Here is a 23,716-nt window from a genome sequence, read left to right on the forward strand (position 1 = left end):
TTCTTATTTTGTTGTTTTATAGTTAATTATGGTTATTTTAAAGGTTTTTTTATTATATTTATAAAACCAAATTCTAAAACATTGAACTATGAAATCAACAAAAATTCAAAACGCGAGAAAAATTAACAGAGAGGAACTTAAACACGTAAAAGGAGGAATTATTATCAGAGACAGAATATGCTGTTTTTATAACGAAGACAATTATTGCTGTGAGTGGGCTTGGGATCTACAGAACTGCCGTGGCATTAAATGCTAATATTCTGTATTATACGGAAAGTTAAAGCGACTGCCTCAAAAGTCAAAAAATAAACTTTGTCATTCTGAGAGAAAAGAAGAATCTCTGAAAATTTAATGATGAAGATTCTTTATGGTATTCAGAATCAAACTTTTGAGACAGTCGCTTTTATATATTATTGTTCTTCAGGAACCCAGACACTTACATTTCCGGCAGGAACAGGGAAATTTCCCCAGCCATTTTCATCAACGGTTATTTTATTTCTGAATCTTTTCAACAGATCTTTAAACTTTTTCCCTGCAAAATGTTTCCCCACTTCCATAGGTTTGTTATAAGCCTCTTTATTGCTCAGTACTACAATGCATCCTGTGTGCATATCATCTCCGTCCCGTATCCACGCAAGGCAGTTAGAATCCTCAAAATAATCCCGTTGTTCACCGTAAGCGTGATCTTTTCTGGCCTTTAAAAGTTCTTCAATACCATCTACTTTAGGCATAAATATTTCCTGATCATTTCCTTCTCTATCTTTATCAACATAATGAGCTCCATACAGATCCGGATAAAAAATACATGGATAACCATCCTTTCGTAATAAAATTAAAGCATAGGCTATGGGTTTGAACCAAGGCTCTACCGGAGCTTCCAGCGCCTGAAGCGGTTGGGTATCATGATTGGCGACAAGACTTACTGAATGAAGAGGATCTGCCTGAGTGAGCGTATCATCGAAAATCCTTCTGAGATCATAAGAATCACCCTCTTTGGAAGCATTATGAAAATTATTTTGAAGGGAGCTGTCAAAAAGACTCATACACCCCTCGGTGACTTCAATATATTTTTGAAGCAGATGAAGATGTCCGGGAGCCCAGTATTCTCCTACTGCAAAAATATTTTTTCCGGAATTGGAGCGGAGTAGGGTGAGCCATTCTTTATAAAAATCAAAAGAAATATGTTTTAAGGCATCAAGGCGAACTCCATCAAAATCTGTTTCGTCACAATACCATTTGGCCCAGGTATTAAGCTCTTCCCGAACAAAAGGATTCCTGTGTTCAATGTCATTATACATGAGATAGTCATAGTTTCCTTTCTCATCATGGATCATTTCCTCCCAGTCATCACCATACTCAAACTGTATTTTATAGATATGAGGTTCCATGCCTTCTGCATAGTCCACACCGCTGAAGCAGGTGAAATTCCATTCAAAATCAGAATATTTTTTATCTCTTCCGGGAAAAGTAAATTTGGTATAGGATTTAATTTCCATAATATCGGAAATCACTTTTTCTCGGTTGTTTTCATCTACCTTTACCACTTTGAACTGTTCCAGTTCATCACCACCTGCCTTATGACCCAGAACAATATCTGTAATGATTTCTATATTTTGTTTTTTTAAGGCTTTGATGGCTTTCAAATAATCCTTTTTAGTGCCATATTTCGTGGGGATGGTTCCTTTCTGATCAAATTCTCCAAGGTCATAAAGATCATAGGTATCATATCCCACCGAATATCCACCATTTGTTCCTTTATATGCAGGAGGGAACCATACAGAAGTTATTCCCAGTTTCGCAAGATATCTGGGCTGTTTTTCGGCTTCTTTCCATAGTTTTCCATCTCCTTCAGAATACCAGTGGAAAAACTGAATCATTGTTGGGTTCATACAATTTGCTGATTTGGTGAATACAAGTTAGCAAAAAAATATAACCTGTTAATTTTCGAATTCTTTAAACGGGATTTTTAGTTGAACGGAAACGAGCTTTTTTTCTTCCGTATTCAGATGAGAAAGAGACAGTCCTAGTAAACGGACTGCTTTATCAAAGGGGCGCAGTTCCCAGAGTCTTTTTCCCGTGTTGAAATATTCTTCAGGAGATGTAAAATATTCTTCCCGGGTTATGCTTCTTGTGAAAAGGGAAAAATCTTTATACTTAATTTTTAAGGTTAAGGTTCTTCCGAGAATATTATTCTTCTGTAAACGCTGATGAAGTTCCTCGCTAAGACTTTCCAGTTTTTCATTGATCTGCTGTTCGTCAAAAAGATCTTCAAAAAAAGTTCTTTCTACGGCTACACTTTTCTGGATCCGATGAGGTTTTACTTCAGAAGTATGAATACCACGAACTACATTGTAATAATGCTTTCCCGATTTTCCAAACATCCTTACCAGATCTTCCAGTGATCTCTTTTTTAAATCTTTTCCTTTATAAATGCCTAAACTGAACATTTTGTTAGCCGTAACTTTTCCAACCCCATAAAATTTTTCTACAGGTAATTCTTCCAGGAAACTTTCCACTTTATCTGGATGAATGGTTTTTTGCCCGTTAGGTTTATTGATATCGGAAGCTACTTTAGCTAAAAACTTATTAACAGAAATTCCTGCAGAAGCTGTTAACCCTGTTTTATCAAATATTTTCTGACGAATCTCTCTGGCAATCTGATTGGCAGATTCTATGTCTTTTTTATTTTCAGTAACATCCAGATAAGCTTCATCTAAAGACAGAGGTTCTACGAGATCAGTGTATTCATAAAAAATTTCACGGATCATTTTTGAAATCTCCTTATACCGTGCAAAACGGGGCGGAACAAATATCAGATCCGGGCATTTCTCTTTGGCCGTTTTGCTGGGCATTGCGGAACGGACTCCATATTTTCTGGCTTCATAACTGGCTGCAGCTACCACCCCTCGATGCTGGCCACCTACAGCAATTGCCTTCCCCTTCAATGCAGGATTATCATGCTGCTCCACAGAAGCATAAAATGCGTCCATATCCACGTGAATAATTTTACGAAGCGGCAAAGAAAAATCCATATCACAAAGATATGGATTCCTGTATTTATTTATCGAAGGGAAGTTAGAAGCTGGGAGAGAGAAGTTAATAAGGCCGCTATGAAAATTATGACCAATTGATTGAAAAGTAATTAAAATGGTAGCTAGTTATTAGTAGCATTCTAATTACTTCCATCTTCCAGTCTCCATCTTCTTACGCTTTCAGTCTCATCGTTAGAAGAAGAGGTTCAAAACCTGCTTTTTCATAAGCTTTTACAGCGGATTCATTTTCTGCGTAAACATCCAGTCTTACTTCTGAGATATTCTTGGATCTAGCCCAGCTGATCAGTTCGTCGGTAATTATTTTATTAATTCCTTTTCCTCTGTATTCTGGTTTTACATACATAAATCCCAGGTAAGCATAGCTTTCAAACTTGTAATAATTTTTTTCAGTTTGTTTGATAAGAGCATATCCTGATGCAACAATTTCATTATTATCTTCCACCACAATTAAAGTGGCATCCGGAGATTTTATAAAATGGCTTAGATCATAATAATGAATTTCTCCATCAATGAGTGTACTGTTAAAAGGTCTTTCTGCAGAAACAATTCCCTGCTCAAAGGTTAAAAGGGTTTCTAAATCCTGTTCTGTGGCTTCTCTTGTGATCATGGTATAAAAAATAAGTGAAGTTTAAACATTCCAATTTTTATAGAATGTTTAAACTTCAAGGTTTTTTGATGTTTTAAAATTATTTTAAAAGCTTATCTATGGTCTGCTGAATTTCCGGATCTTCAGGGGAAATAGCGTAATATTTGGCGATAGCAGATTTCTGATCAATAATCATATATCTTGGAATCCAGTTCAGGTCTACATAATTATTGAAATCATTTTTCCATCCAGATGCAAACCAGTAATTGTCTTTTTCTTTCATATTGAACCTTACAAGGCTTTTATCAAATCCTTCTTTGGATCTTTCCAGTGATAAGAAAACAAAATCAACATTAGGATTGTTTTTTTCTAATATTTCAGCTTTTGGTAATGCCTGAAGACAGTCTCTGCACCATCCGGCCCAAAAATCGATTACTAAAACTTTTCCTTTATGCTGATCCAGAATTTCCTGGATAGTAATTGTTTTTCCTTCCTCATCTTCCAGCTTTTGCTTCAGAGCTTCTTTGGAAAATCCGGTTTTAAGAGCAGTAGGAACTTTTTGGGCATAGCTTAAGCCAAATAGGCCTACCATAAAAATTAATAACAACTTTCTCATTCTACAATTTCATTTACACAAAACTATGAAATGTGTTGCAATCTGTAATTGATTTTTTATGAATTGGGAAAAATTTATATTATTGAAGATTTCTATTGATAGTTTTTAATCAGACCTTTTACTACTGCAATAACATTTGGCATAGCTTTATTGGCTGCATTCAAAACTTCTTCGTGAGAAACAGCAAAAGCGATATCCGGGCCACCAAGATCGGTAATAACGGAAATACAGAATACATCCATTCCCATGTGTCTGGCAACAATCACTTCAGGAACCGTACTCATTCCCACCATATCACCGCCAATGGCTTTAATCATTCCGTATTCGGCTGGAGTTTCAAAAGTAGGGCCTTGCAGGGCAACGTAAATTCCCTGATGGATTTTAATATTATTGTCTGCGGCAGCCTTTTCTGCTACGGCAATCATATTTTTATTGTAAGGCTCACTCATGTCTACAAAACGTGGTCCAAGTTCATCGATATTTTTTCCACGAAGCGGATGTTCAGGCATCATATTGATATGATCCTTTAAAATAACAATGTCTGCAATGCTGAAATCAGGATTTACTCCGCCACATGCATTGGAAAGTGCGAGATTTTTAATTCCCAGTAAATGAAAAACTCTGATCGGAAAAGTTACAGTTTCCATAGAATGTCCTTCATAATAATGAAAACGGCCACTCATCATCAGTACTTTTTTTCCTTCCAGGATTCCGTAGATCAGTTTTCCGGTATGTCCGGCAACCGTAGTCTGTGGAAAATTGGGGATATCTTTGTATTCTAAAACATGGATTGGGTCTACTTCATTCTGCAGCTTTCCAAGTCCGGATCCTAAAACAACGGCAAAATCAGGAGTGTCCTGAATAATGTTCTTGATAAAATCAGCTGTCTCTTTAATTCTTTCTAACATAATCTAAGATGATTTGATTGAATTCTTCCTTTTTATCAATAATAACATTGATAGGCCAGTAGTAAACAATTTCTCTAAGATAGTCAAAAGTTTTCAGACGAACGTAATCTTTCTCTGTGGTTAATATCAGCTTATATTCTCCTAATTTTTTATACTCTGCAAGGATTTTTTAATATCATCATCCGTGAAATTATGATGATCTCTGAATTTCAGATGGGTAACCCTTTTCGAGAATTTAGCAAGATGTTCCAGAAGCGGTTTAGGGTTCGCAATTCCGGTAATTAATAAAATATCGTAATAGTTCAGGTTGTTATCCGGAAGCATTTTATCTTTTCCGTATACGTTTTCGTCATAACCAATAGATGAAAAGAATACTTTTTGGTTATGAGAAGGTCTGATCCTTGAAATATAATATCTTTTGGTTTCCTCTGTCAGTTCATCAGGGCATTTACTCACCATGATGATATCTGCTCTTTCAGCTCCGGCTCTGGATTCTCTGAGATCTCCGGCAGGAAGAAGATAGTCTTTGAAGAATGGGTCGTTAAAATCGGTCATCAAAATATTGAATCCTGCTTTAATAGCACGGTGCTGCATGGCATCATCCAATATCAGGGCTTCAAGATCCATATCTTCGATCACTTTTTTGGCTCCGGGAACGCGTTCTTCAGAAACAGCGATCACAAAACGGTTTTTGAAACGTTCAAAAAGCTGCATCGCTTCATCCCCTACAATTTTGTAGTTGCTGTCATAATTCGTTACCTCATAGCCTTTGGTAAGCCTTCCGTAGCCTCGTGACAGGACTCCGGTTCTGTAATGTTTGGATAAAAACTGGGCAAGATACATCACCATGGGTGACTTTCCGCTTCCACCCACAGAAAGATTCCCGACATTAATAATCGGTGTCTTGAATTTCGTTGATTTAAAAATCCCCAAATCATACATTGTGTTTCGGATACCCGTTACCATATGATAAGCAAGGGAAAAAGGATAAAGGTACCATCTTTTCATACGAATGCAAAAATAGGAATTTTCATAAGCAATGGAGTAATATTCTCAAAGACTTTTCAACAAATATTTGTTAAATTAAAGTATTTTTGCGGAGTTATAACAATACATTGAGATACTTTATAGAATTTTCTTACAACGGAAAGAATTATTTTGGCTACCAGATACAGCCGGACGCTATTTCCGTGCAGGAAGAATTGGAAAAAGCACTTTCCACGATTTTAAGAGAAGAGATTAAGACAACGGGTGCCGGGAGAACAGATACCGGTGTTCATGCCAAAAAAATATTTGCACATTTTGATACGGCTCAGGAACTGAGCGATGAACTTCCGCGCAGACTGAATAGTTTTCTTCCGCCAGATATTTCCATCCACAGAATTTTTAAGGTGAAAGATGACTTTCATGCCCGTTTTGATGCAACATACAGAACGTATGAATATTATATTTCATTATCGAAAAATCCGTTTACCCAGGAATCTGCGTGGCAACACTGGAAAAGATCTCTGGATATTGATAAAATGAACGAAGCCTGTAAAATTCTTTTTGAATATGAAGATTTTACAAGTTTTGCGAAATTGAAAACCGATAATAAAACGAACATTTGCAAAATGTATAAAGCAGAATGGGAACAGAATGGGACAGAACTTATGTTTACTGTTTCTGCCAACCGTTTTCTGAGAAATATGGTTCGTGCTATTGTAGGAACAATGGTAGAAATCGGGACTGGAAAATTGAAACCTGAGGATTTACGAAGAGTTATAGAGGATAAAAACCGTAATGCTGCCGGAACTTCTGCACCAGCTCATGGATTATATCTTGTGGATGTTGGCTACGAATTTTAAATAAAAACTAAAAACTATAACCATGTTATCCATCATTATTCTTATCGGAGCCTATCGGTATTTTGCACGGTTAGCTGAGAAATTCGGGAAAATAAAATGGAAGTTGGGGCTTTTGGGTGCAGGAATTTATCTGGGAGCTCAGATTATTTTAGGAGTGTCTTACGGAGTTTATTTAGCGTATACAGACCCAGATGCTGTAAATAATATGAATCATATCGGCTTTTCTGCAGCTAATCTTGTAAGTTGGTTACTTTCTCTTCTTGCGGTATGGAGTGTTTATCTGTTTCTGGAACAGAAATACATTAAAGAGAATCTGAAAAACCCATCCATAGAAATCCAGAAGATGGGTAAGAAATCAAAAGGCTCACAGAAATAAAAATTCGTTGTTCAAATAACCTCAGTAAAAACAAAGCTATCCACAAAAGATATTCATTCTGTAAATGATAGGTATCTTATATTTTCTATGGTGATTTGTAAAAGTTGTACAGGCTGGCAACTTATAAAATCTTATTTTTGCAGAGAATTTTAATTCTTTTCTTCAATTCGTATAATGAAAAAACAAGATACCTGGGGAATTGTAAAAAGGCTGTTCTTTATTGGAATGAAATTTCGTTCCTGGTTCATCCTTACTTTAATCATCTCCGTCATACTTTCAATAGTTTCTACTTACAGGCCCTATCTTACGATGGAAGTAGTAGATAACGATATCACAAAGCTACAGGACAAAGCCGTGATGATGAAGCATATCTATATCCTTGTAGGATTAGTATTTGCTGAAACTGTCTTAAATTTTTTCCTGGTTTATTTTTCTAATTTTATTTCACAGAATGTAATTCGTGACATCCGTGAAAGATTATATTCCAAACTGATTTATTTTAAAACATCATTTTTTGATAAAACTCCAATCGGTCAGTTGGTAACCCGTGCTGTAGGAGATGTAGAAACCATTGCTACTGTTTATACAGATGGTTTCCTGATGGTTTTCGGAGATATTCTGAGAATTGTATTCGTTTTGGTGATGATGTTCAGCACGAATGTTCACCTGAGTTATATTACACTGGCAATTCTGCCTTTAATGGTTGTGATTACAAGATTCTTCCAGAAAAGACTGAAAAAAGCTTTTGGAGATGAGAGAAACTGGACAGCTACCCAAAATTCATTTGTACAGGAAAGGCTGGCAGGAATGTCAATCATCCAGGTGTTTAACAGACAGGAATCTGAGTTTAAGAAATTTGATGATATTAATATTACCCTGAAATCTGCATTGCTGAGAACTGTTTTCATTTTCTCATTGTTCTTTCCCGTAGTAGAGCTTATTTCCTCATTATTTATAGGGTTTATCCTGTTTTACGGGGGATATATTACCATCAGTGCAGGGGTCGTTATTGCATTTATCCAGTATATTTCAATGCTGATTCGTCCTTTAAGACAGATTGCAGACCGTTTTAACAATATTCAGAGAGGAATTGTAGGAGCAGAAAGGGTTTTGGGATTAATGGATGAAGACAATTCAATGGCGAACACAGGGACTGTGAAAAAAGATCATTTTGCGGGTAAAATTGAATTCCAGAAAGTACATTTTGCTTATGATGAAAAACAGGAAGTGTTGAAAGGGATTGACTTTAAAGTAAATCCGGGAGAAACTGTTGCCATTGTTGGGGCAACGGGTGCCGGAAAATCTACAATTATCAGTTTGATTACAAGACTTTATGATATCAATTCCGGAAATATTCTTATTGATGATGTTGATTTGAAGGATTATGAGCTTTATAATCTGAGAAGTCATATCGGAGTGGTATTGCAGGATGTATTCCTTTTCCACGGAAGTATTTTTGAAAACCTTGCTTTTGGGGATGACAGTATTACTCTTGAAAAAATAAAGGCGGGTGCTAAAGAAATTGAAGTAGATCAGTTTATTGAGCAGCTTCCGGGTGGATATGATTATGTAGTAAGCGAAAGAGGATCTTCTATTTCCTTAGGTCAAAGACAATTATTATCATTTTTGAGAGCTTATTTATCAGATCCAAAGATCCTGATCCTGGATGAAGCAACCTCTTCCATTGATCATGAAAGTGAAAAGCTGATTCAGAGAGCTACAGAAAAAATTACTAAAAATAGAACATCCATTATTATTGCCCACAGACTTTCCACTATTGAAAAAGCAGACAAAATTATTGTGATGGAACACGGTAAAATTGTAGAAGAAGGAAAACATCTGGAACTTCTGGATAAAAATGGTTATTATGCTACTTTATACAAAGCACAGCTTAGACATGAAGTAGAACTGGAAGAAGAAAAAGAATCAAAACAAAAGATGTACTAAATAAAAAAAGAGAGCAATTAGCTCTCTTTTTTGTTTATTTCAGATAATTAAAGTTTTAATTTCTTGGTCATTGCCTTTCCATCCTTTAGAACGACATTCACTGTGATGATGGTATTCTTTTGACTGATAGGAATTCTGAATTCTGAAGCATTGATTCCTGTTTTGTCAGCCAATAATTTTCCTGATGCATCATAAATATGGATTGAAGAAATTCTGGAATCACTCTTTACGTACACTGAACTTTCATCCTTGGTAATAAAAGAATTATTCTTTGCAGCTACATCGTTTACTGACAACGAAGACTGAGATACGATGGTAACAGAATAATCTTCCACCTGTCCGTATTTTGGAGTATAACATGATGTAATGGTAGTACCTGTCAAATCACCAATAACTCTCATCCTTAATGGTGTATTCAATACAGCATCTGATGGTGGAGTTACAGAAGCAGTAGCAAATGAACCGTTGGCTACGCCTGTCTGATTCAAAATAAGCTCTGTAGTTTCATTGAACTGCCCATCATTATTATAATCAATATATGCCTTTATAGCGTGGTTGTTGCTTGTTCCCGGAGCTACAGTGATTGTTGTTGCTGTGCTGTTAGGAATAGTGGTTTTGCTGGTTCCCAAACAATAACTTCCGGTAAAATTTTCATAGAAATTATTGATGGCCTGCTTATAATTGTTAGAAGAGTTATTGATACTTCCGAACTTTACTGTAGTAATTCCGATATTATATGATCCGGGATTACTTATTGAAGTCGGAGTACATGTACTGGTAAGAGAAACATTATTATTAGGAGTTGTATTGGCAGCAACCGGAGAGTTAATTAAGGATTGTCTGAATTTAAGAAGTTGTGCTGTTGCACGATCTGTCTGTCCCTGTGTAAACAAATCTCTGAAGCAGAATGTATAAGACATTACATTTCTTTCTCCACCAGCGTATACTAGGCTGGTACATGGATTGATTTGTCCCGTTTGACAGTTTCTTGGAACAGAAGAGTGATAAAGACTTTTCATAGGTTCAGTGTCACATACCAAATCACCATTTATTGTACAGTCGGTATTTACCGGACAGTCTCCTGTAGTTGCATTATATCCTTCGTGGGTGTGTCTTAAACCTAAAGCATGGCCAAACTCGTGAGCAAGCGTTTGCGCATTCACTGCCGAAGCGCTGGTTGCCATAAAAGAATAATCATTGCTTCCACCCGGATAGTAAGCATATCCATTCAAAGCTCCTGCGTTTGAAGTTAGTTTTTTAACAACATAGATATTGTAATATTTGCTGGTATCCCATTGCCCCAATGCCGTAATTTCTGTTGCCGGTACTGCATTGGTTGTATTGTCGTCATTTACCCCACCGCTTACATATTTTGGAAGGGCAGAGGCATCTATTCTATTGATACCGTTGGTAGGGTTACAGTTAGGATCTATCTTCGCAAATACAAATTTTACAGGCAGGGCAGAACTTGTAGCAGCCATTCCACTGGATGCATTTCCTGCAAAAACACCATTGGTATAGTTTACCCAGGCAATAATGTCAGCATCCGACTTATTATTGACGTTTCCTATTGGGCTTCCGTCTCCTACAACGTGTACAACAATGGGAATTTCATATACCTGGTTCTGACCATTCTTTGCAGCCAGTTTTCCAGTTTTCATCATTTTGGATAATTCCAGGTTGAAGGCATCATCCTGAATTTTTTCATTTGGGAACTTGGCATAATGTTTTTTCATTAATTCATCAGTTCCACATTCTAAAAATTCTGTGTTTTGTGAATAAAAGCTAGAAGATAAGCTTACTGTAGCAAGCAGAAATAATAGTTTTTTCAAAGTTATTTATTTTAAGTGTTGTTTTTATCCGCCAAAAATAAATAAAAAACGGTACAGATCAGTGCTTTTTAAAACTACAGAAAATAAAGTTCTGAGTGGTTTCAAATGGAGTAGTGTGGTCTTCAGTAATACATTGAATCTTTTCAAAATCTTTTTTAAAATTTTCAGAAAGCGATTCCTCATCATATTGCTGAATATCCAGTCCGCTGCATTTGGTAGGACCATTTTTAGAAAAAGTTCCTAATACCAGATATCCAGTAATGTTTTTCGTTGCAATATCAATATATTTTGAGACCTGTTCCGGAGTAGTCAGGAAGTGGAAAGCTGCTCTGTCATGCCAGATGTCATAAGCTTCTGTAGGTTGAAAAGCGGTAATATCTGTAGCAATCCATTTTACTTTATCAGCTTTGTTACCCAATCTTTGTTTTGCTTTTTCCAAAGCTTTGGCAGAGATATCCAGTACTGTAATATTTTCATAGCCTTCTTCAAGCAGAAAATCAACCAGATTACTGTCTCCACCACCAATATCTATGATTTTAGCCTCTTTTCCCAATCCGAAGGAATTAATAAAATCAAGTGAAGTCTGAGGCTTTTTCTGAGTCCAGCTTACCTGGTCCGGGTTTTTAGTTTCGTAAACATTTTCCCAGTGATTTTTATTTTCGGAAGAATTCATTAGTCTTTTAACTGATTATTTATTTCTTCAAATTTATTAATTAATCCGTCAATTTTCCCCTGTTGTTTTTTTATTGTTTTGGGTCTTATATACAACCAGTTGAAGCCTATCCATATAAAAGTTGCAGCATACACTAAAATTGCAGAGACGGATGACATTTTTGCTGCATATTCATACATGTAAAGACATATTCCCGAAAACAGCATAATGAAATAAAGGTTAAGCATGGTGGTCTGCATAAACTTCTGCTTATACTTTACCAGATATAGATTTTGAAGGTATTCACTGTTGGATTTTGTATTGTCTATTCTATAAAAGATCATAAACATTCTGTTGTAAACCAACAGAAAAATAACCATGGCAAGAATCACAAGTACAATCCCAATTTTGGTGCTCAGAAGCTGAGGCTGATACCGATACCATATAAAACCGATGCCCAGACTGGTTACAATTAATAGGAGGTTGGTGAGGATCAGTTTACGGAGATTTTCATTTTTAAATTTTTTCAGCTTTTGAAGAAGCTCTTCTATATTGGGTTTGGGAGCTGTCTGTTGCTTCCAGATATTTTTAAAATCGATATTAGTATCCATTGTTTTTAAACTTTTGTGTTAATTTTTCTTTGATCCTGTGAATCTTTACCCGGATATTGGATTCCGAGAGTCCTGTGATCTGGGCTATTTCTGCCTGTTTTACCTCTTCCAGCTCCAGGGAGATGATAATTCTATCCGTTTCCGGAAGCTCTGAAATATATTGATAGAGCATCTGAATCTGAGGTTCCATAGATTCCTGTTTTTTCTCTTCCAGGTTAATGGGGAGATCTGTTTTGGAGAATCTTTTTTCCTTTTCAATCTGCCGGAGACAATTATTGGAAGCAATTCTGAAGATCCATGTTCCAATGCTGGATTCATTTCTGAATTTCGGAAGCTGTTGCCATACAATGATAAATGTTTCCTGAGCAAGATCCTGGGCAAGATCAGTATCATTTACATATCCCATGCACAGACGGAATATCTTTTGCCAGTAGAGTTCGTAAATATCCTCAAATACCATTATTTCGAAGATAAAAAGTTATTAAGCTGATTAAAATACCATTCTTTATCATCATACATAATGAAATGTAATCCTTTCGTAGAATATTGAAGATTGGCATTTTTAAGATTGGCATACTGAGCTTCAATGGAAGGCTTCATAAATACAAAATAAGACTCCAGTAAAATCAGAGAAGGACATTGTATATTTTTAATCGTTTCTCTAAGATCGGTATTGGAGAAGTCACAGTACATTTTGGCAAATGTTTTTCTGTCAGATTTCATGCTCCAGTCAATCACTGTACTCTGCATAGAAGTTTCTGCGAGAAGACGTGGAATAGATTGGGTCTGCATTTGACGGAATTGTTCATCGGTCATTGCTGTCAATTTATTAATGGTTGATGAGCAGTCGTTATTTTCTTTAGACGTGAAGTTAGGATTAGAGAGAGCTGCCAGGCTAGGTAAAGTATCTACAATCACAATTTTACCTACCAGTTCAGGATAATCTGCAGCAATAGCCAAGGCAAGACCACCACCCATACTGTGTCCAATAATAACGGGCTTTTCAATTTTATTATTCTTTATATAAGCTGCAATTCCCTTTTCCCAATCTTTGAAGCTGGCATCAGCATCAGGTTTTGCCCCTGCAAACCCTGCCATGGTTAAGGTATAGCAGGTGAAATCTTTTTCAAACTTTGCAGTTGTTTCGTTCCATACATCTCCTGAAGAAGCAAATCCGGGAATCAGAATTAAAGACTGTTTTCCTTTTCCGGATTTTTTTACCTCAAACGGGTATGTTTTTTCCTGACCAAATATATTACATACCGCTGCAAAAAATAACATGATGATAAGAAGGAATGTGAATTTTTTCATGATTTCTAAAGTTTTAAGGTTTATTTGTCTTTTAGAGACGAGCCTTTTTAAAATGTTACACTATTTTTTGATTTTTTTAAAAAAATATTTTTCCTTCTTTGAAAACCTTTAGTATAAAGGAAAGAGTAGAATTAATTTTTTTTGTAATAATTTTTGAACTAATTGTTTTTTTTGTAATTGATATGATAAAAATCATGAATCGTGCGATGTTTAGGGCGGTTGATTGATATTTCCTCTCTGATGCGTGATTAATGAGGGTTATTAAATGAATTATGTTTTGATTGTTTTGATGAATAAAATAAAAAAATAATAACTTAATGGTGTTTATATTTGAAAAAATTATTAATTTTATTGAAGGTTTAAGTCGCTACCCCGGGAAGTGATGGGGTAGGCAGACAAAAAAGGAATTTTTAACGAAAAACTAAAAAATATAAATGAGCAGTAGTATCCAAGATGAATTTAAAGTCTTTAAAGACGAGTTGAAAAAACTTAATATTGAAGTACAGAAAGTAGTAAAAGTAGGAAATGGAAGTATGGATTTTCATGAAGTTTTCTACAAATCACCGCGATATGAAGAGGTGAAGACTGTGTATGTTCAGCGTCATAATCTGGACAATATCATAGAAAAATTTAAACAGGCTTATCACTAAAATATAACCGCCGCCACAGAGAATCTGTGGCGGCGGTTTCTTTATAGAGTTTATAAAATTAATCTTTATCCAACGTTGAGGTTTTCTTGGTATCCTTCATTCCGATATATACCACAAGAGAAAACAAAATGCAGCCTGTAATATACCAATAGAAATATTCTTCAGAACCGATTTTTTTAAACCAAAGGGCAATATATTCTGCAGTTCCACCAAAAACAGCCACTGTAATAGCATAGGGAAGACCCACACCAAGAGCTCTGATCTCGGCCGGAAAAAGCTCAGCTTTTACCACTGCATTAATAGAAGTATAACCACTCACAATGATAAGGGCAGCCATAATAAGAAAAAAGGCAGCCCACATTGAGGTTGTGGTACTGAGTGCAGTGAGAAGCGGAACTGTACATAAAGTTCCCAGAACTCCAAATCCCAAAAGAAGCGGTCTTCTTCCAATCCTGTCCGATAATCCGCCAAATACAGGCTGCAGACAGGCAAATATAAATAAGGAGATAAAAGAAATAAGAGTAGATTCTTCCTTGGTAAGATGTACCGTATTCACCAGGAATTTTTGCATATAAGTGGTATAGGTATAGAAGGCAAGTGTTCCTCCTAAAGTAAGACCTACCACGGTCAGTAAAGCTTTTGGGTGCTTCAGAAGTTCTTTTACCGTTCCTTTCTTTTTTTCATTAACCTCTTTTTTATTTTCAAAAGCTTCTGTTTCATGGAGATTAGCCCGCAGATACAGAGCAATAATAGAAAGCATGGCACCAATCACAAAAGGGATTCGCCAGCCCCAGGTTTCCAGCTGAGTTTCTGTTAATAATAATTTCTGCAGAATAAGTTGAATTCCTAAGGCAATAAGCTGCCCACCAATCAACGTTACATACTGAAAGCTGGAATAGAATCCTCTTCTGTCCTGTGTTGCCATTTCACTGAGATAAGTAGCAGAAACGCCATATTCTCCACCCACGCTTAATCCCTGAAGTAATCTGGCAAGCAGTAGTAGGGCGGGTGCAAAAATTCCTATAGATTTATAGGTGGGGGTAAGAGCAATAAGAAGAGATCCAAAAGACATCAACAGTACAGATAATGTCATTGCCCTTTTTCTTCCGATCTTATCGGCGATACTCCCGAACATCCATCCGCCAATAGGACGCATAAGAAATCCAACAGCAAAGATGCCTGCAGTATTCATCAACTGTGCATTCAGGTCAGAATCCGGGAAAAAAGAATGAGAAAAATAAATGGCAAAAGCTGCATAGGCATACCAGTCATACCATTCTACAAGATTTCCGATGGAACCACCTATAATAGCTTTTATTCTTTGGCCTGTGGTAATGGAAGATGAATTCATAAATCAATTATATTGTAAGGCTCAAGATACAAATTCTGGTGATTTCTCATTTATTGGAAACTGAAGATAAATATTTTCAGTTGATGAATATTATTTGGGCATAACGAATAACAATGAATATAAAACCATATATCATTGTTTGTTTATATTGAAGGTTAGTTTGAGGTGTTAAAATCTATACCCCAAAGAAAGTCCGCTTCTGAAACCGGCCCATGGCCCGTCCACTCTTATTTTGGCTCCGTTAGAATTGGTTTCTACAGTATATTTTACAAACGGAATATCCAGATTTTCGATCTCTTTTTTTAACTGTGCCTGCATATCCGGAGTGAGAACATAATCTGAGGTCATTGTAAAATCCCCTTTTCCACTTCCGTAATGAGCGCCTGCAATCCAGAAATCCAGGACCAGATTTTGACTTCGGGTAAGGAAAAACTGTACACCTACCATAAGCCCGCCACTATTTCCTTTTGTATCTCCCTGTCCTTTTAATGGGATTTGATAAGTAATACCATTCGGACCGTTATAATCATAATAAAAATCAAAGGTATTGGAAGAAACATCAGAATATCGGTAATAAGGAGCAAAATAGAATCCTTTTCCATAACCTTTTCCAATATAAAATCTGGGTTCAATGGTGAAATTGGTGGCTTTTACCCTTAGGTTTTCAAATCTTTTTTCATCTTTATCTTTCAGGAAAGCGTTGATAAAGGGTACTTTTCCTTCCGGCATGGTCCCAAAACCAATATTAAGAGAAAGCCATTGGTTAAATGCGCGTTCGTAAGACAGGTTGATATTCCTGAATGCGTAAGCGGTAACATTCGTCTTGATGATATTCATCTTCTCCGAAGAAACGGTTGAGGTTTCCTGTGCTTCCACTGTAGAAAACAGAAGACATGGGATGAACAGAATTGCTTTTTTCATAATCTTATATTTTGCAGTGTAAAAATAGCAGCAAAAAACAGGCTGAATTTAACATAATAATTTTATTTAAAGAAAAAAACATTCAAATTATTACTGATGATGGTACTTTTTTATTTTAAAAATAAAGATAATGTAATGGATTTCAAGAATAGATTGTCCTAAAAGTATAATCCATCTGACATGAAAAAAACAATATATGCCATTTGCTTTCTTTGTGGAACCTTTGTCTTTTCGCAGGAAGCAAAAAAGATACGGTGAGCACCTCCGAAACGAAAGAGCTTCAGGAAATCATTGTAAAAGCACAACGTAAAAAGCAGTTTGCTGATAAGGCAGTGTATACTTTTGATAAAGAAGCCCTGGAAAGAGCCCGGTATGCAAAAGATTTATTGGGTACGCTTCCGGAACTGCAGCTGGATCCGGTGTCCAATACCATTACAAGTACAAAAGGAGGTACTGCTTTATTTCTGATTAATGGAGTTGAAGCTACAGACATGCAGATCAGAAGTGTTGCTCCTAGTGAAGTAGTGAAAGTGGAGTACTATGATATTCCGCCAGCAAGATGGGCAACCAGGGCAGATATTGTAGTGAATATTCTTACAAGATCTACTGAAACAGGATATGTTTTTGGTGCTGAAGGATCATCAGCATTGAATACCGGTTTTGTTAACGCATCTGCTTATGCTAATTACACAAAAGGTAAAAATGATATTGGGCTGGAATATTCTATTAATTTAAGAGATTACACAGACAGAAGGGTAAACAGTGTATATGATTATCACCTGGATGGACAGCATTACCGGTCTAATGAGGATAGAAAAGATCATTTCGGATATACTTTCCAAGCTGTAGCATTACGTTATACCCGTTTAGTCCCTGATGATTATGCTTTTCAGGTAAAATTAAATATGAATATTTTCAACCGTTTTTCAAAAGGGGCAGGACAAAGTATTTTTACGGTAGACAATACTGCTGAAGAGCACAGTATGTTTAAAAATAACGGTTCGGATTATGTCACACCGAAACTGGATCTTTATTATTCTAAAAAAATAGGAACGAAAGATGAGCTGAGTATTAATGCTGTAGGTTCTGATTATACTACCTATTCTTCAGAAACAGCTAAAGAATGGGTGACCGGATCTGGTCTTTCTGTATATGATAATGATATGATTTTGAAAGCAAAGCAGACAAGTTTTGTCGGGGAGCTGGCCCATACTCATGATTTTACAGCCGGGAAACTTTCTTCAGGATATCGTATCTCAAATTCTTCAATATCCAATGATCTGAATAACCTTTCCGGATATTCTCAGTATAAGGTTACTTATCTGGAGCAATATCTATACAGTGAATTTGCAGGGAAAATAGATAAGTTCAGCTATCGTATCGGGGTAGGTCTTACGAATATTCATAACAAAAGTGCAGAAAATACTTTTGATGAATGGTCTTTTACTCCAAAAGTAGTGTTGGCGTATCAACTTAAAAATAATCAAAGTCTCCGCTTTACAAGCAGCTATAAACCTATAAGTCCGGTGAGCAGTGCTCTCAGCAGTAATGTGGTGCAGCTGGCACCCAATATTGTACAGAAAGGAAATCCATTTCTTTCCTCTCAGCAGAAATGGACCAATAATTTAACTTATTCATTGAACAACAAGTATTTTGATTTTAATTTGAATGTATTCTATTCTTATACAGATCGGGTAATCAACCAGTACTATATTTTGGATCATACTTTTGGTGGATATGCACTGACTTATGAAAACGGGCAGTATTCTCAGCAGGGTGGAGCTTTTATTTCTGGTTCTTATAAGCCTTTCGGAAATAATCTTCTGGTGATAAAGGCGAATTTAGCGCCTACTTTCGAAATGGTAAAAACAAGTACAGGTGAGGTGATTAGAAATAATTACTTTGGAAATTATTTTGTGCTGTCTTCGGAATATAAAAATTTCTCAGCACAGTATCAGTTCAATATCCCAACATATAGTCTCAACGGAGCTTTTCTGAATACCAACGAAAATCAGAATAATATTTTTATCCGCTATAAACATAAAAACGTTACTTTTTCTACAGGAATGTACTGGATAGGGATGCCCTCTGAATATAAAACGAAAAGTCTATCAGAAAGCTTAGTAGACTATAGGCTTCATACACAGATTATGAATAATAAATCAATGTTTATACTGGGGATAAGCTATGATTTTTCTAAAGGAAAGAAAACCGAACTCCAGAAAAAACTGAATAATGATACCGCTCCGGCAGCCACTTTTTAGAAGGCTGGAAGATACTTCAGGTATACTTTAACCTCTACTCAGAAAAAAACTCGTTCATCTGTTTGAACGAGTTTTTTATAATTTATTTCTTGATGAATTTTATATTCTTTTTGGTCTCGGAATTTTTTCCACTGACTTCAATAAAATAAGCTGCTGGTGGGAGATCAGAAATCTGTATGTTTCCTGAATTGAGATCTGCTGTTTTAATAAGTTTTCCGTCCAGACTATAAATATTCGCTTTTGAATAGCCTTCTGTAGTTCCTTTAAATCCAATAAAATCCTGAGCCGGATTAGGATATACACTGAAGTTTTCTTTTTTAACAGTATTACTTACGGCCAGTGTTGCAACATTCAATGCTACCGCACTTGTAGTAGTCTGGTTGATGCCCAGTGCAGGTACCGAAAGATTTACTGTAGTGGAGCTAAGCAGTGGATATCTGTGGCTGGCATCATAATAGGAATATGCTGTATTGGTTACAGAACCTAAAGGATTGGAAAAGGTTACATCAGTTGGTAAATGTAAATTGAAATTCTGTACAAATTTTACTCTAAGAACATTATTGTAAGTCTGGCCGTTAAGAATTAATGTTCCGTAGGCATCAGCTTGGGTAGATGTAGTTCCTACGCATATTCCGCTGGCTAAAGAAGCAGAGAATGTTCCTTTGGCAGTGTCAGTCTGAGCAGGTCCGAAGGTCGTAGGATAATTAATATAAGTACCATTATCCATACTTAAATTAAGGGTGACCTGTGGGTTGATGACTCCTGTAATTTCAAGCTTTGTAGAAGAAGCTTTATAAAATATAGTATTGGTTCCGTCAGTCATTTTAATAGTAGATCCAGGGAAAGTACTGATTTCAACAGCAGAAGGAGTTGTATAGCTCATTGGCAGAGCACTTCCTAGTGTAAGGCTGTTGTTTGAAAATGTTGCATTTGCTCCGGTTGCAGAGTTGTCTACAGTTCCGGTAATAAGTTTGTTATCCACCACATCATTAACAAGTGGATCATGGGATGCTTTTGTAAGTGTAATCTGAGCTGAAAACATTGCAGAAGTTCCCAACAGAAGAAGGATAGATTTTTTCATGGCCAATTTTTTATTAAAGTTAATTAAAAAGATGAAACAATTTTATGTTAAATTGGGTTTTATGAAATAATAAAATTAAAAAGCCGCCCAACAACGTCAGGCGGCTATTTTGTGCATTAAATGGATGTAATTTTAGTTGCTCATAACCATTTTTCGGTAAGCATAAATGTCTTCAATTGTTACTACACTCATCCCTTTTTTTAGTGCGAACTCTACAATTTCAGGAAGTCTTGCCATAGAACCGTCTTCATTGGTAAGTTCACAAAGTACAGCATCATCACCCAAATTAGCCATTTTTACAAGGTCTACACTGCCTTCTGTGTGGCCGCGTCTTGCAAAAACTCCATCTTTTCTGGCGATCAGAGGAAATACATGTCCCGGACTTGCAATATGTTCAGCCATAGCATCTGCTGCAACAGCCGTTCTGATAGTTGTTACACGGTCTTTAGCTGAAACTCCGGATTCTACCCCTTCTCTGGCTTCAATAGAAATCGTAAACGCAGTTTGATTTTTTGAGTTGTTGTTTTCCACCATAGGACGCAGATTAAGATGCTTACTTTTTTCTTCGGAAATGCATAAGCAAACAATACCGCTGCATTCGCGGATCAAAAGTGCCATATCCTGTTCTGTAATAGTGGAAGCGGGAAAGATGATGTCTCCTTCATTTTCACGGTTTTCATCGTCTACTAAAAGAATACCTTTTCCCTGTTGTAATGTTGAAAGTGCTTTTTCTACACGTTCTTTGGAGTTTGCTCCGAATTGTTCTAATAATTTTTCCATGTTATTTTACTTTTAAAAGTTAAAATAGTCTTCGGTACATGGAAATGAAATACGATACCATAAGAGCCAATGAAGGATCTTACCGTATGTCTCATTTTCTTCTCCCATCCAGACTTTAACTGTCGGTTTTGGAATTTCACCAAATCAGTCCCTTCATAAGAAAGGAGTCGCGGACTGTAACCGCCGGTAGGGAATTTCACCCTGCCCCGAAGAAAACTTATACTAAGTTTTACTGTATGTATTAATTTAAATTTTTATTTCATTGAATACATTTAATGCACAAGCCGCTAATTTCGGGAGTTTTTTTGAAATGGAAAAGAATTTTTTGATTGGATTTAATACCGGATTGATCTTAAAATAAAAATCCACTCACAGATAGGAGTGGATTTACTATAATTTTTTATGATGAATATATTTTATTGAATCTGTTTTAATTGTTCGTCATATAACCCTATTAATAAACTGTTTCCGTCTTTGTCTGTTTTAATTCCGCCATAGGCTGCTTTGCTGTATTTTTCAGCATGTCCTTCCTGGAAAAAGAAAGATTCTGCTCCGATATTAATGTTCCATTGATTGGGAGAAGAATACTTGATGAGGTATTCTCCGCTTTTCAGTGGAGTGGCTTCTTTTTGAAAACGGGCCCGCTGCGCAACACCATTTGAATCAAGTGTTACTACACAGTAACCACGTTTTGGAATCTTTTCAGCATTAATATTGTTAGAAATATCATATCGTAAGGTCATATAATCCCCCTGCATTAATGAACGGGGATCTACAGGGGCTAACTTTAATAAAATAGGCTGTCCATTCTTTAATAAAGTTTCTTTTTTAACTACAGAGTAATTAAAGTAGATCAATAAGAGGATAAGATTGAAAATGATGATAACCCATTTATATTTTTTCATGTGCTGTCAGTTTTTTGTGAGTAAAGAAATAGATCGCCAAAAAGATGATTCCTGATGTAAACAGAAGGATAGATTTGGTGAGTAAAGTAAAGTTAAGATCATAGTAAAACCTTCCGATAAAACAGATCAAAGCAATAACTGCTAAAACAAATCCGGTTTTGTAGTTCACTAAAAAGCTTAGCAGAATAATAAGAATAGCTCCCGGTATGGTTGGTGTTAATACAGTAGGTAATAAAAATAAAACTGTGAGAACATACATAAGAATCTTATAAGTTGTATCAGTAACCTGTACTGTTCTGAACAGGTGAGATATCACATAAAGAATGGCTATAACAATAGCAACAGATGGGATTAAGCCATAGTAATACGCTCCATCTTCAACGCGAAAAAAAGATTTGAATCCAAAAACTGTGAGCGTAAATATGAATGAAAAAACCATTCCTGTCCGAACCGGATCATACAGTTTAGACAACATCTTGCTTTTGGTTATTATTTTTGATTCTGACAAGAATAGAAAAGTAATGATGACTGCCTGAAGAATAATGACAGCACATGTAAGAGCAAAGGCATGATGAATTTCAGCAAATGCAAGTATACTTCCGTTGATAATTAATACAGAAATGAAGGAAAGAATATAGCTTTGGACCAGAAATAATACACTTAGGGCCAGGGCAATAAATACAGGGTAAATTGTATCACCTTCTGTATAGAGAGCCATACCTAAAAGAGAGAAACCAGTAATGAAAAAGGAAACACTCAGGGTATCTACAATGGTTTTTCCTGATATTTTGCTGATAAAAGACGATCCTGTAATGCAGAGAACTCCGAATATTCCTGCTCCTATTTGTGAATCTAAAACCTGAACCATGAAAATAAACCCGAGAAAAGCAAGGCAGGCCATAATTCCACCAAAAATGGATAATATTTTAATCGCTAAAGATTGATGATTAATATTTTTTTCTTCATAAGCGGCTGTAATAGCTTCTTCATCAAAATGAATCTCTCTGCCATCTACTGTATGAAGATGATCCATCAGTTCTTTTATATTTTCTTTATTTCTCATTTTTCCATTTTTTTTGAAGGTTCATCAGATTTTTAATGATAAGGGTGATGCTAGCAATAACGAAAACGAATACTAACAAGAATATACCTTCATTTAATATATCTCCATTGTCACTTATTCTAAATAATAAAGAACAGGTAATAATGACGAGACTTAAAGGAATAATGGCAAAATAAAAACTCTTTTTTGTTTTGAACCCATACCAGATCCCTAAAGTATAAGTGATAATACTGAGCGGAATTAAAAATGATAATAAAGTTTTGTGGCTGTCCACAAAATCAAGGCAAAGTCCAAATGTTGAAATGCTGACTACGGCCAGTGATAAAACATTGGTGAACCAATTAGGAATATTGAGTTTTTTATAATGAGAAAGTAGGATGGAGCCTATTAAAACAGCAGCATTAAGAACAAAAAGTAAAAGGAGAATAATGCTGTCATCCCAGTCTTTGGCCACTTGTTCCGAATAAAGAATCAGCGTAGTATTCATTAAAACCACATACAGAAGCCATAGAGGAGCAAAATCTGATATAATGACCCAAAGCGTGATAAAAATAGTCCAGGCTAAAAAGAAATCATAAGCATCAGCGCCGGTTTGATAGATCTGCCCAAATACGGCAAACAAAACACCAACAAGTGCCGCTGCTCCGGTAAGGATAATGTTTCTGATGTTATTGTTAATCTTAGGAAGTAAAGCCAGACCTGTGGTTGCAATAATTAATGCTTCCGTTAATCCGATTTTGGCGAATTTTGGTAATTCTGCCCAATTGTAGGCGAAGAAGAAAATAATTCCGGATACCGTAAATCCTATTCCCAGACTGATGAGGAATAGTTTAAGAAATTTTTGCCAGGCCTCTTTATTGTTGTAAATATTGTCTTTAAGAAGCATACTGACTTCCTGTTCGCTGAGGTTACTGTGCCTGCTAAGGATTTGAATATCTTCCCGTTGTATTTTTTTCATTTAG

The 23,716-nt window shown here is 36.0% G+C and carries 23 protein-coding genes, 1 pseudogene and 1 riboswitch; of the genes and pseudogenes, 6 read left to right on the forward strand and 18 right to left on the reverse strand.

The genetic code is table 11. From position 1 onward, the window contains the following. Positions 1-88: 88 nt before the first annotated feature. Positions 89-256 (forward strand): hypothetical protein, encoded by a 168-nt coding sequence (locus tag BOQ64_RS23035; protein WP_164975769.1) that lies wholly within the window; start codon positions 89-91, stop codon positions 254-256. 154 nt (positions 257-410) lie between these two features. On the opposite strand, the gene BOQ64_RS06540 is transcribed toward BOQ64_RS23035, so the two are convergent. The 6 genes and pseudogenes from BOQ64_RS06540 to lpxK form a co-directional block, all read right to left on the reverse strand. Further along, positions 411-1,889, reverse strand: a complete 1,479-nt coding sequence (locus BOQ64_RS06540) for an alpha-amylase (protein ID WP_129054348.1) — start codon at positions 1,887-1,889, stop codon at positions 411-413. A 48-nt stretch (positions 1,890-1,937) separates the two neighbouring features. Next, positions 1,938-3,032, reverse strand: coding sequence for a DNA polymerase IV (dinB, locus tag BOQ64_RS06545; RefSeq protein ID WP_129054350.1), 1,095 nt, complete (start codon positions 3,030-3,032; stop codon positions 1,938-1,940). Positions 3,033-3,204: 172 nt separating this feature from the next. Then, entirely contained in the window at positions 3,205-3,660 is a 456-nt protein-coding gene (locus BOQ64_RS06550; RefSeq protein ID WP_129054352.1) for a GNAT family N-acetyltransferase, read from the reverse strand. A gap of 79 nt (positions 3,661-3,739) precedes the next feature. Further along, entirely contained in the window at positions 3,740-4,255 is a 516-nt protein-coding gene (locus BOQ64_RS06555; protein WP_129054354.1) for a TlpA family protein disulfide reductase, read from the reverse strand. Between the two features lie 92 nt (positions 4,256-4,347). Then, positions 4,348-5,163, reverse strand: a complete 816-nt coding sequence (locus BOQ64_RS06560) for a purine-nucleoside phosphorylase (RefSeq protein WP_129054356.1) — start codon at positions 5,161-5,163, stop codon at positions 4,348-4,350. Then, positions 5,147-6,171 (reverse strand): annotated as a pseudogene (gene lpxK, locus BOQ64_RS06565) (tetraacyldisaccharide 4'-kinase). Before lpxK ends, BOQ64_RS06560 begins: the two are co-directional and overlap by 17 nt. Before the next feature lie 107 nt (positions 6,172-6,278). Here lpxK and truA point away from each other — a divergent pair. The 3 genes from truA to BOQ64_RS06580 all read left to right on the forward strand — a co-directional run bounded on the left by truA (position 6,279) and on the right by BOQ64_RS06580 (position 9,333). Continuing rightward, a complete protein-coding gene (gene truA / locus BOQ64_RS06570) occupies positions 6,279-7,010 on the forward strand; it encodes a tRNA pseudouridine(38-40) synthase TruA (protein WP_129054358.1) in 732 nt (243 codons plus the stop codon). A gap of 22 nt (positions 7,011-7,032) precedes the next feature. After that, the gene (locus tag BOQ64_RS06575; RefSeq protein WP_129054360.1) at positions 7,033-7,386 is read left to right on the forward strand and encodes a hypothetical protein; all 354 of its coding nucleotides are present in this window, start codon (positions 7,033-7,035) and stop codon (positions 7,384-7,386) included. A 174-nt stretch (positions 7,387-7,560) separates the two neighbouring features. Further along, complete coding sequence (locus BOQ64_RS06580; protein WP_129059666.1) at positions 7,561-9,333, forward strand: ABC transporter ATP-binding protein; 1,773 nt, start codon at positions 7,561-7,563, stop codon at positions 9,331-9,333. Between the two features lie 47 nt (positions 9,334-9,380). Here BOQ64_RS06580 and BOQ64_RS06585 read toward each other — a convergent pair whose 3' ends face one another. The 5 genes from BOQ64_RS06585 to BOQ64_RS06605 are packed head-to-tail and all read right to left on the reverse strand — an operon-like array spanning position 9,381 to position 13,739. Next, complete coding sequence (locus BOQ64_RS06585; protein ID WP_129054362.1) at positions 9,381-11,165, reverse strand: GEVED domain-containing protein; 1,785 nt, start codon at positions 11,163-11,165, stop codon at positions 9,381-9,383. Positions 11,166-11,223: 58 nt separating this feature from the next. Beyond that, positions 11,224-11,838: a class I SAM-dependent methyltransferase gene (locus BOQ64_RS06590; protein WP_129054364.1), complete on the reverse strand. Its 615-nt coding sequence runs from the start codon at positions 11,836-11,838 to the stop codon at positions 11,224-11,226. After that, positions 11,838-12,428 (reverse strand): hypothetical protein, encoded by a 591-nt coding sequence (locus BOQ64_RS06595; protein ID WP_129054366.1) that lies wholly within the window; start codon positions 12,426-12,428, stop codon positions 11,838-11,840. The genes BOQ64_RS06590 and BOQ64_RS06595 overlap by 1 nt, the downstream gene beginning before the upstream one ends. After that, positions 12,418-12,888: an RNA polymerase sigma factor gene (locus BOQ64_RS06600; protein ID WP_129054368.1), complete on the reverse strand. Its 471-nt coding sequence runs from the start codon at positions 12,886-12,888 to the stop codon at positions 12,418-12,420. Before BOQ64_RS06600 ends, BOQ64_RS06595 begins: the two co-directional genes overlap by 11 nt. Further along, entirely contained in the window at positions 12,888-13,739 is an 852-nt protein-coding gene (locus BOQ64_RS06605; RefSeq protein ID WP_129054370.1) for an alpha/beta fold hydrolase, read from the reverse strand. The genes BOQ64_RS06600 and BOQ64_RS06605 overlap by 1 nt, the downstream gene beginning before the upstream one ends. 434 nt (positions 13,740-14,173) lie before the next feature. Between BOQ64_RS06605 and BOQ64_RS06610 the strand changes: the two genes are divergently transcribed. Further along, complete coding sequence (locus BOQ64_RS06610) at positions 14,174-14,389, forward strand: hypothetical protein (RefSeq protein ID WP_066698089.1); 216 nt, start codon at positions 14,174-14,176, stop codon at positions 14,387-14,389. Positions 14,390-14,447: 58 nt separating this feature from the next. Here the strand turns inward: BOQ64_RS06610 and BOQ64_RS06615 are convergent, their stop codons facing one another. After that, positions 14,448-15,740 (reverse strand): MFS transporter, encoded by a 1,293-nt coding sequence (locus tag BOQ64_RS06615; protein ID WP_129054372.1) that lies wholly within the window; start codon positions 15,738-15,740, stop codon positions 14,448-14,450. 168 nt (positions 15,741-15,908) lie between these two features. Next, positions 15,909-16,661, reverse strand: a complete 753-nt coding sequence (locus tag BOQ64_RS06620) for a DUF3575 domain-containing protein (RefSeq protein WP_129054374.1) — start codon at positions 16,659-16,661, stop codon at positions 15,909-15,911. 254 nt (positions 16,662-16,915) lie between these two features. Here BOQ64_RS06620 and BOQ64_RS06625 point away from each other — a divergent pair, with 254 nt between their 5' ends. Then, the gene (locus BOQ64_RS06625) at positions 16,916-18,925 is read left to right on the forward strand and encodes an outer membrane beta-barrel protein (protein ID WP_228448241.1); all 2,010 of its coding nucleotides are present in this window, start codon (positions 16,916-16,918) and stop codon (positions 18,923-18,925) included. Between the two features lie 82 nt (positions 18,926-19,007). Here BOQ64_RS06625 and BOQ64_RS06630 read toward each other — a convergent pair whose 3' ends face one another. The 5 genes from BOQ64_RS06630 to BOQ64_RS06650 all read right to left on the reverse strand — a co-directional run bounded on the left by BOQ64_RS06630 (position 19,008) and on the right by BOQ64_RS06650 (position 23,712). Continuing rightward, on the reverse strand, positions 19,008-20,006 hold the full coding sequence (locus BOQ64_RS06630; protein WP_129054378.1) for a T9SS type A sorting domain-containing protein: 999 nt from the start codon (positions 20,004-20,006) through the stop codon (positions 19,008-19,010). A gap of 132 nt (positions 20,007-20,138) precedes the next feature. After that, positions 20,139-20,786, reverse strand: coding sequence for a 3,4-dihydroxy-2-butanone-4-phosphate synthase (gene ribB / locus BOQ64_RS06635; protein WP_129054380.1), 648 nt, complete (start codon positions 20,784-20,786; stop codon positions 20,139-20,141). 92 nt (positions 20,787-20,878) lie between these two features. Then, positions 20,879-21,004: riboswitch (FMN riboswitch) on the reverse strand. 198 nt (positions 21,005-21,202) lie between these two features. Continuing rightward, a complete protein-coding gene (locus tag BOQ64_RS06640) occupies positions 21,203-21,691 on the reverse strand; it encodes a GDYXXLXY domain-containing protein (RefSeq protein WP_129054382.1) in 489 nt (162 codons plus the stop codon). Continuing rightward, entirely contained in the window at positions 21,678-22,754 is a 1,077-nt protein-coding gene (locus BOQ64_RS06645; protein WP_129054384.1) for a DUF4401 domain-containing protein, read from the reverse strand. Before BOQ64_RS06645 ends, BOQ64_RS06640 begins: the two co-directional genes overlap by 14 nt. Then, positions 22,744-23,712 (reverse strand): DUF2157 domain-containing protein, encoded by a 969-nt coding sequence (locus BOQ64_RS06650; RefSeq protein WP_129054386.1) that lies wholly within the window; start codon positions 23,710-23,712, stop codon positions 22,744-22,746. Before BOQ64_RS06650 ends, BOQ64_RS06645 begins: the two co-directional genes overlap by 11 nt. Positions 23,713-23,716: the final 4 nt, after the last annotated feature.

Origin of the sequence: Chryseobacterium sp. CH25, assembly GCF_004119455.1 — a bacterium.
In the GTDB taxonomy this organism is placed as follows: Bacteria; Bacteroidota; Bacteroidia; order Flavobacteriales; family Weeksellaceae; genus Chryseobacterium.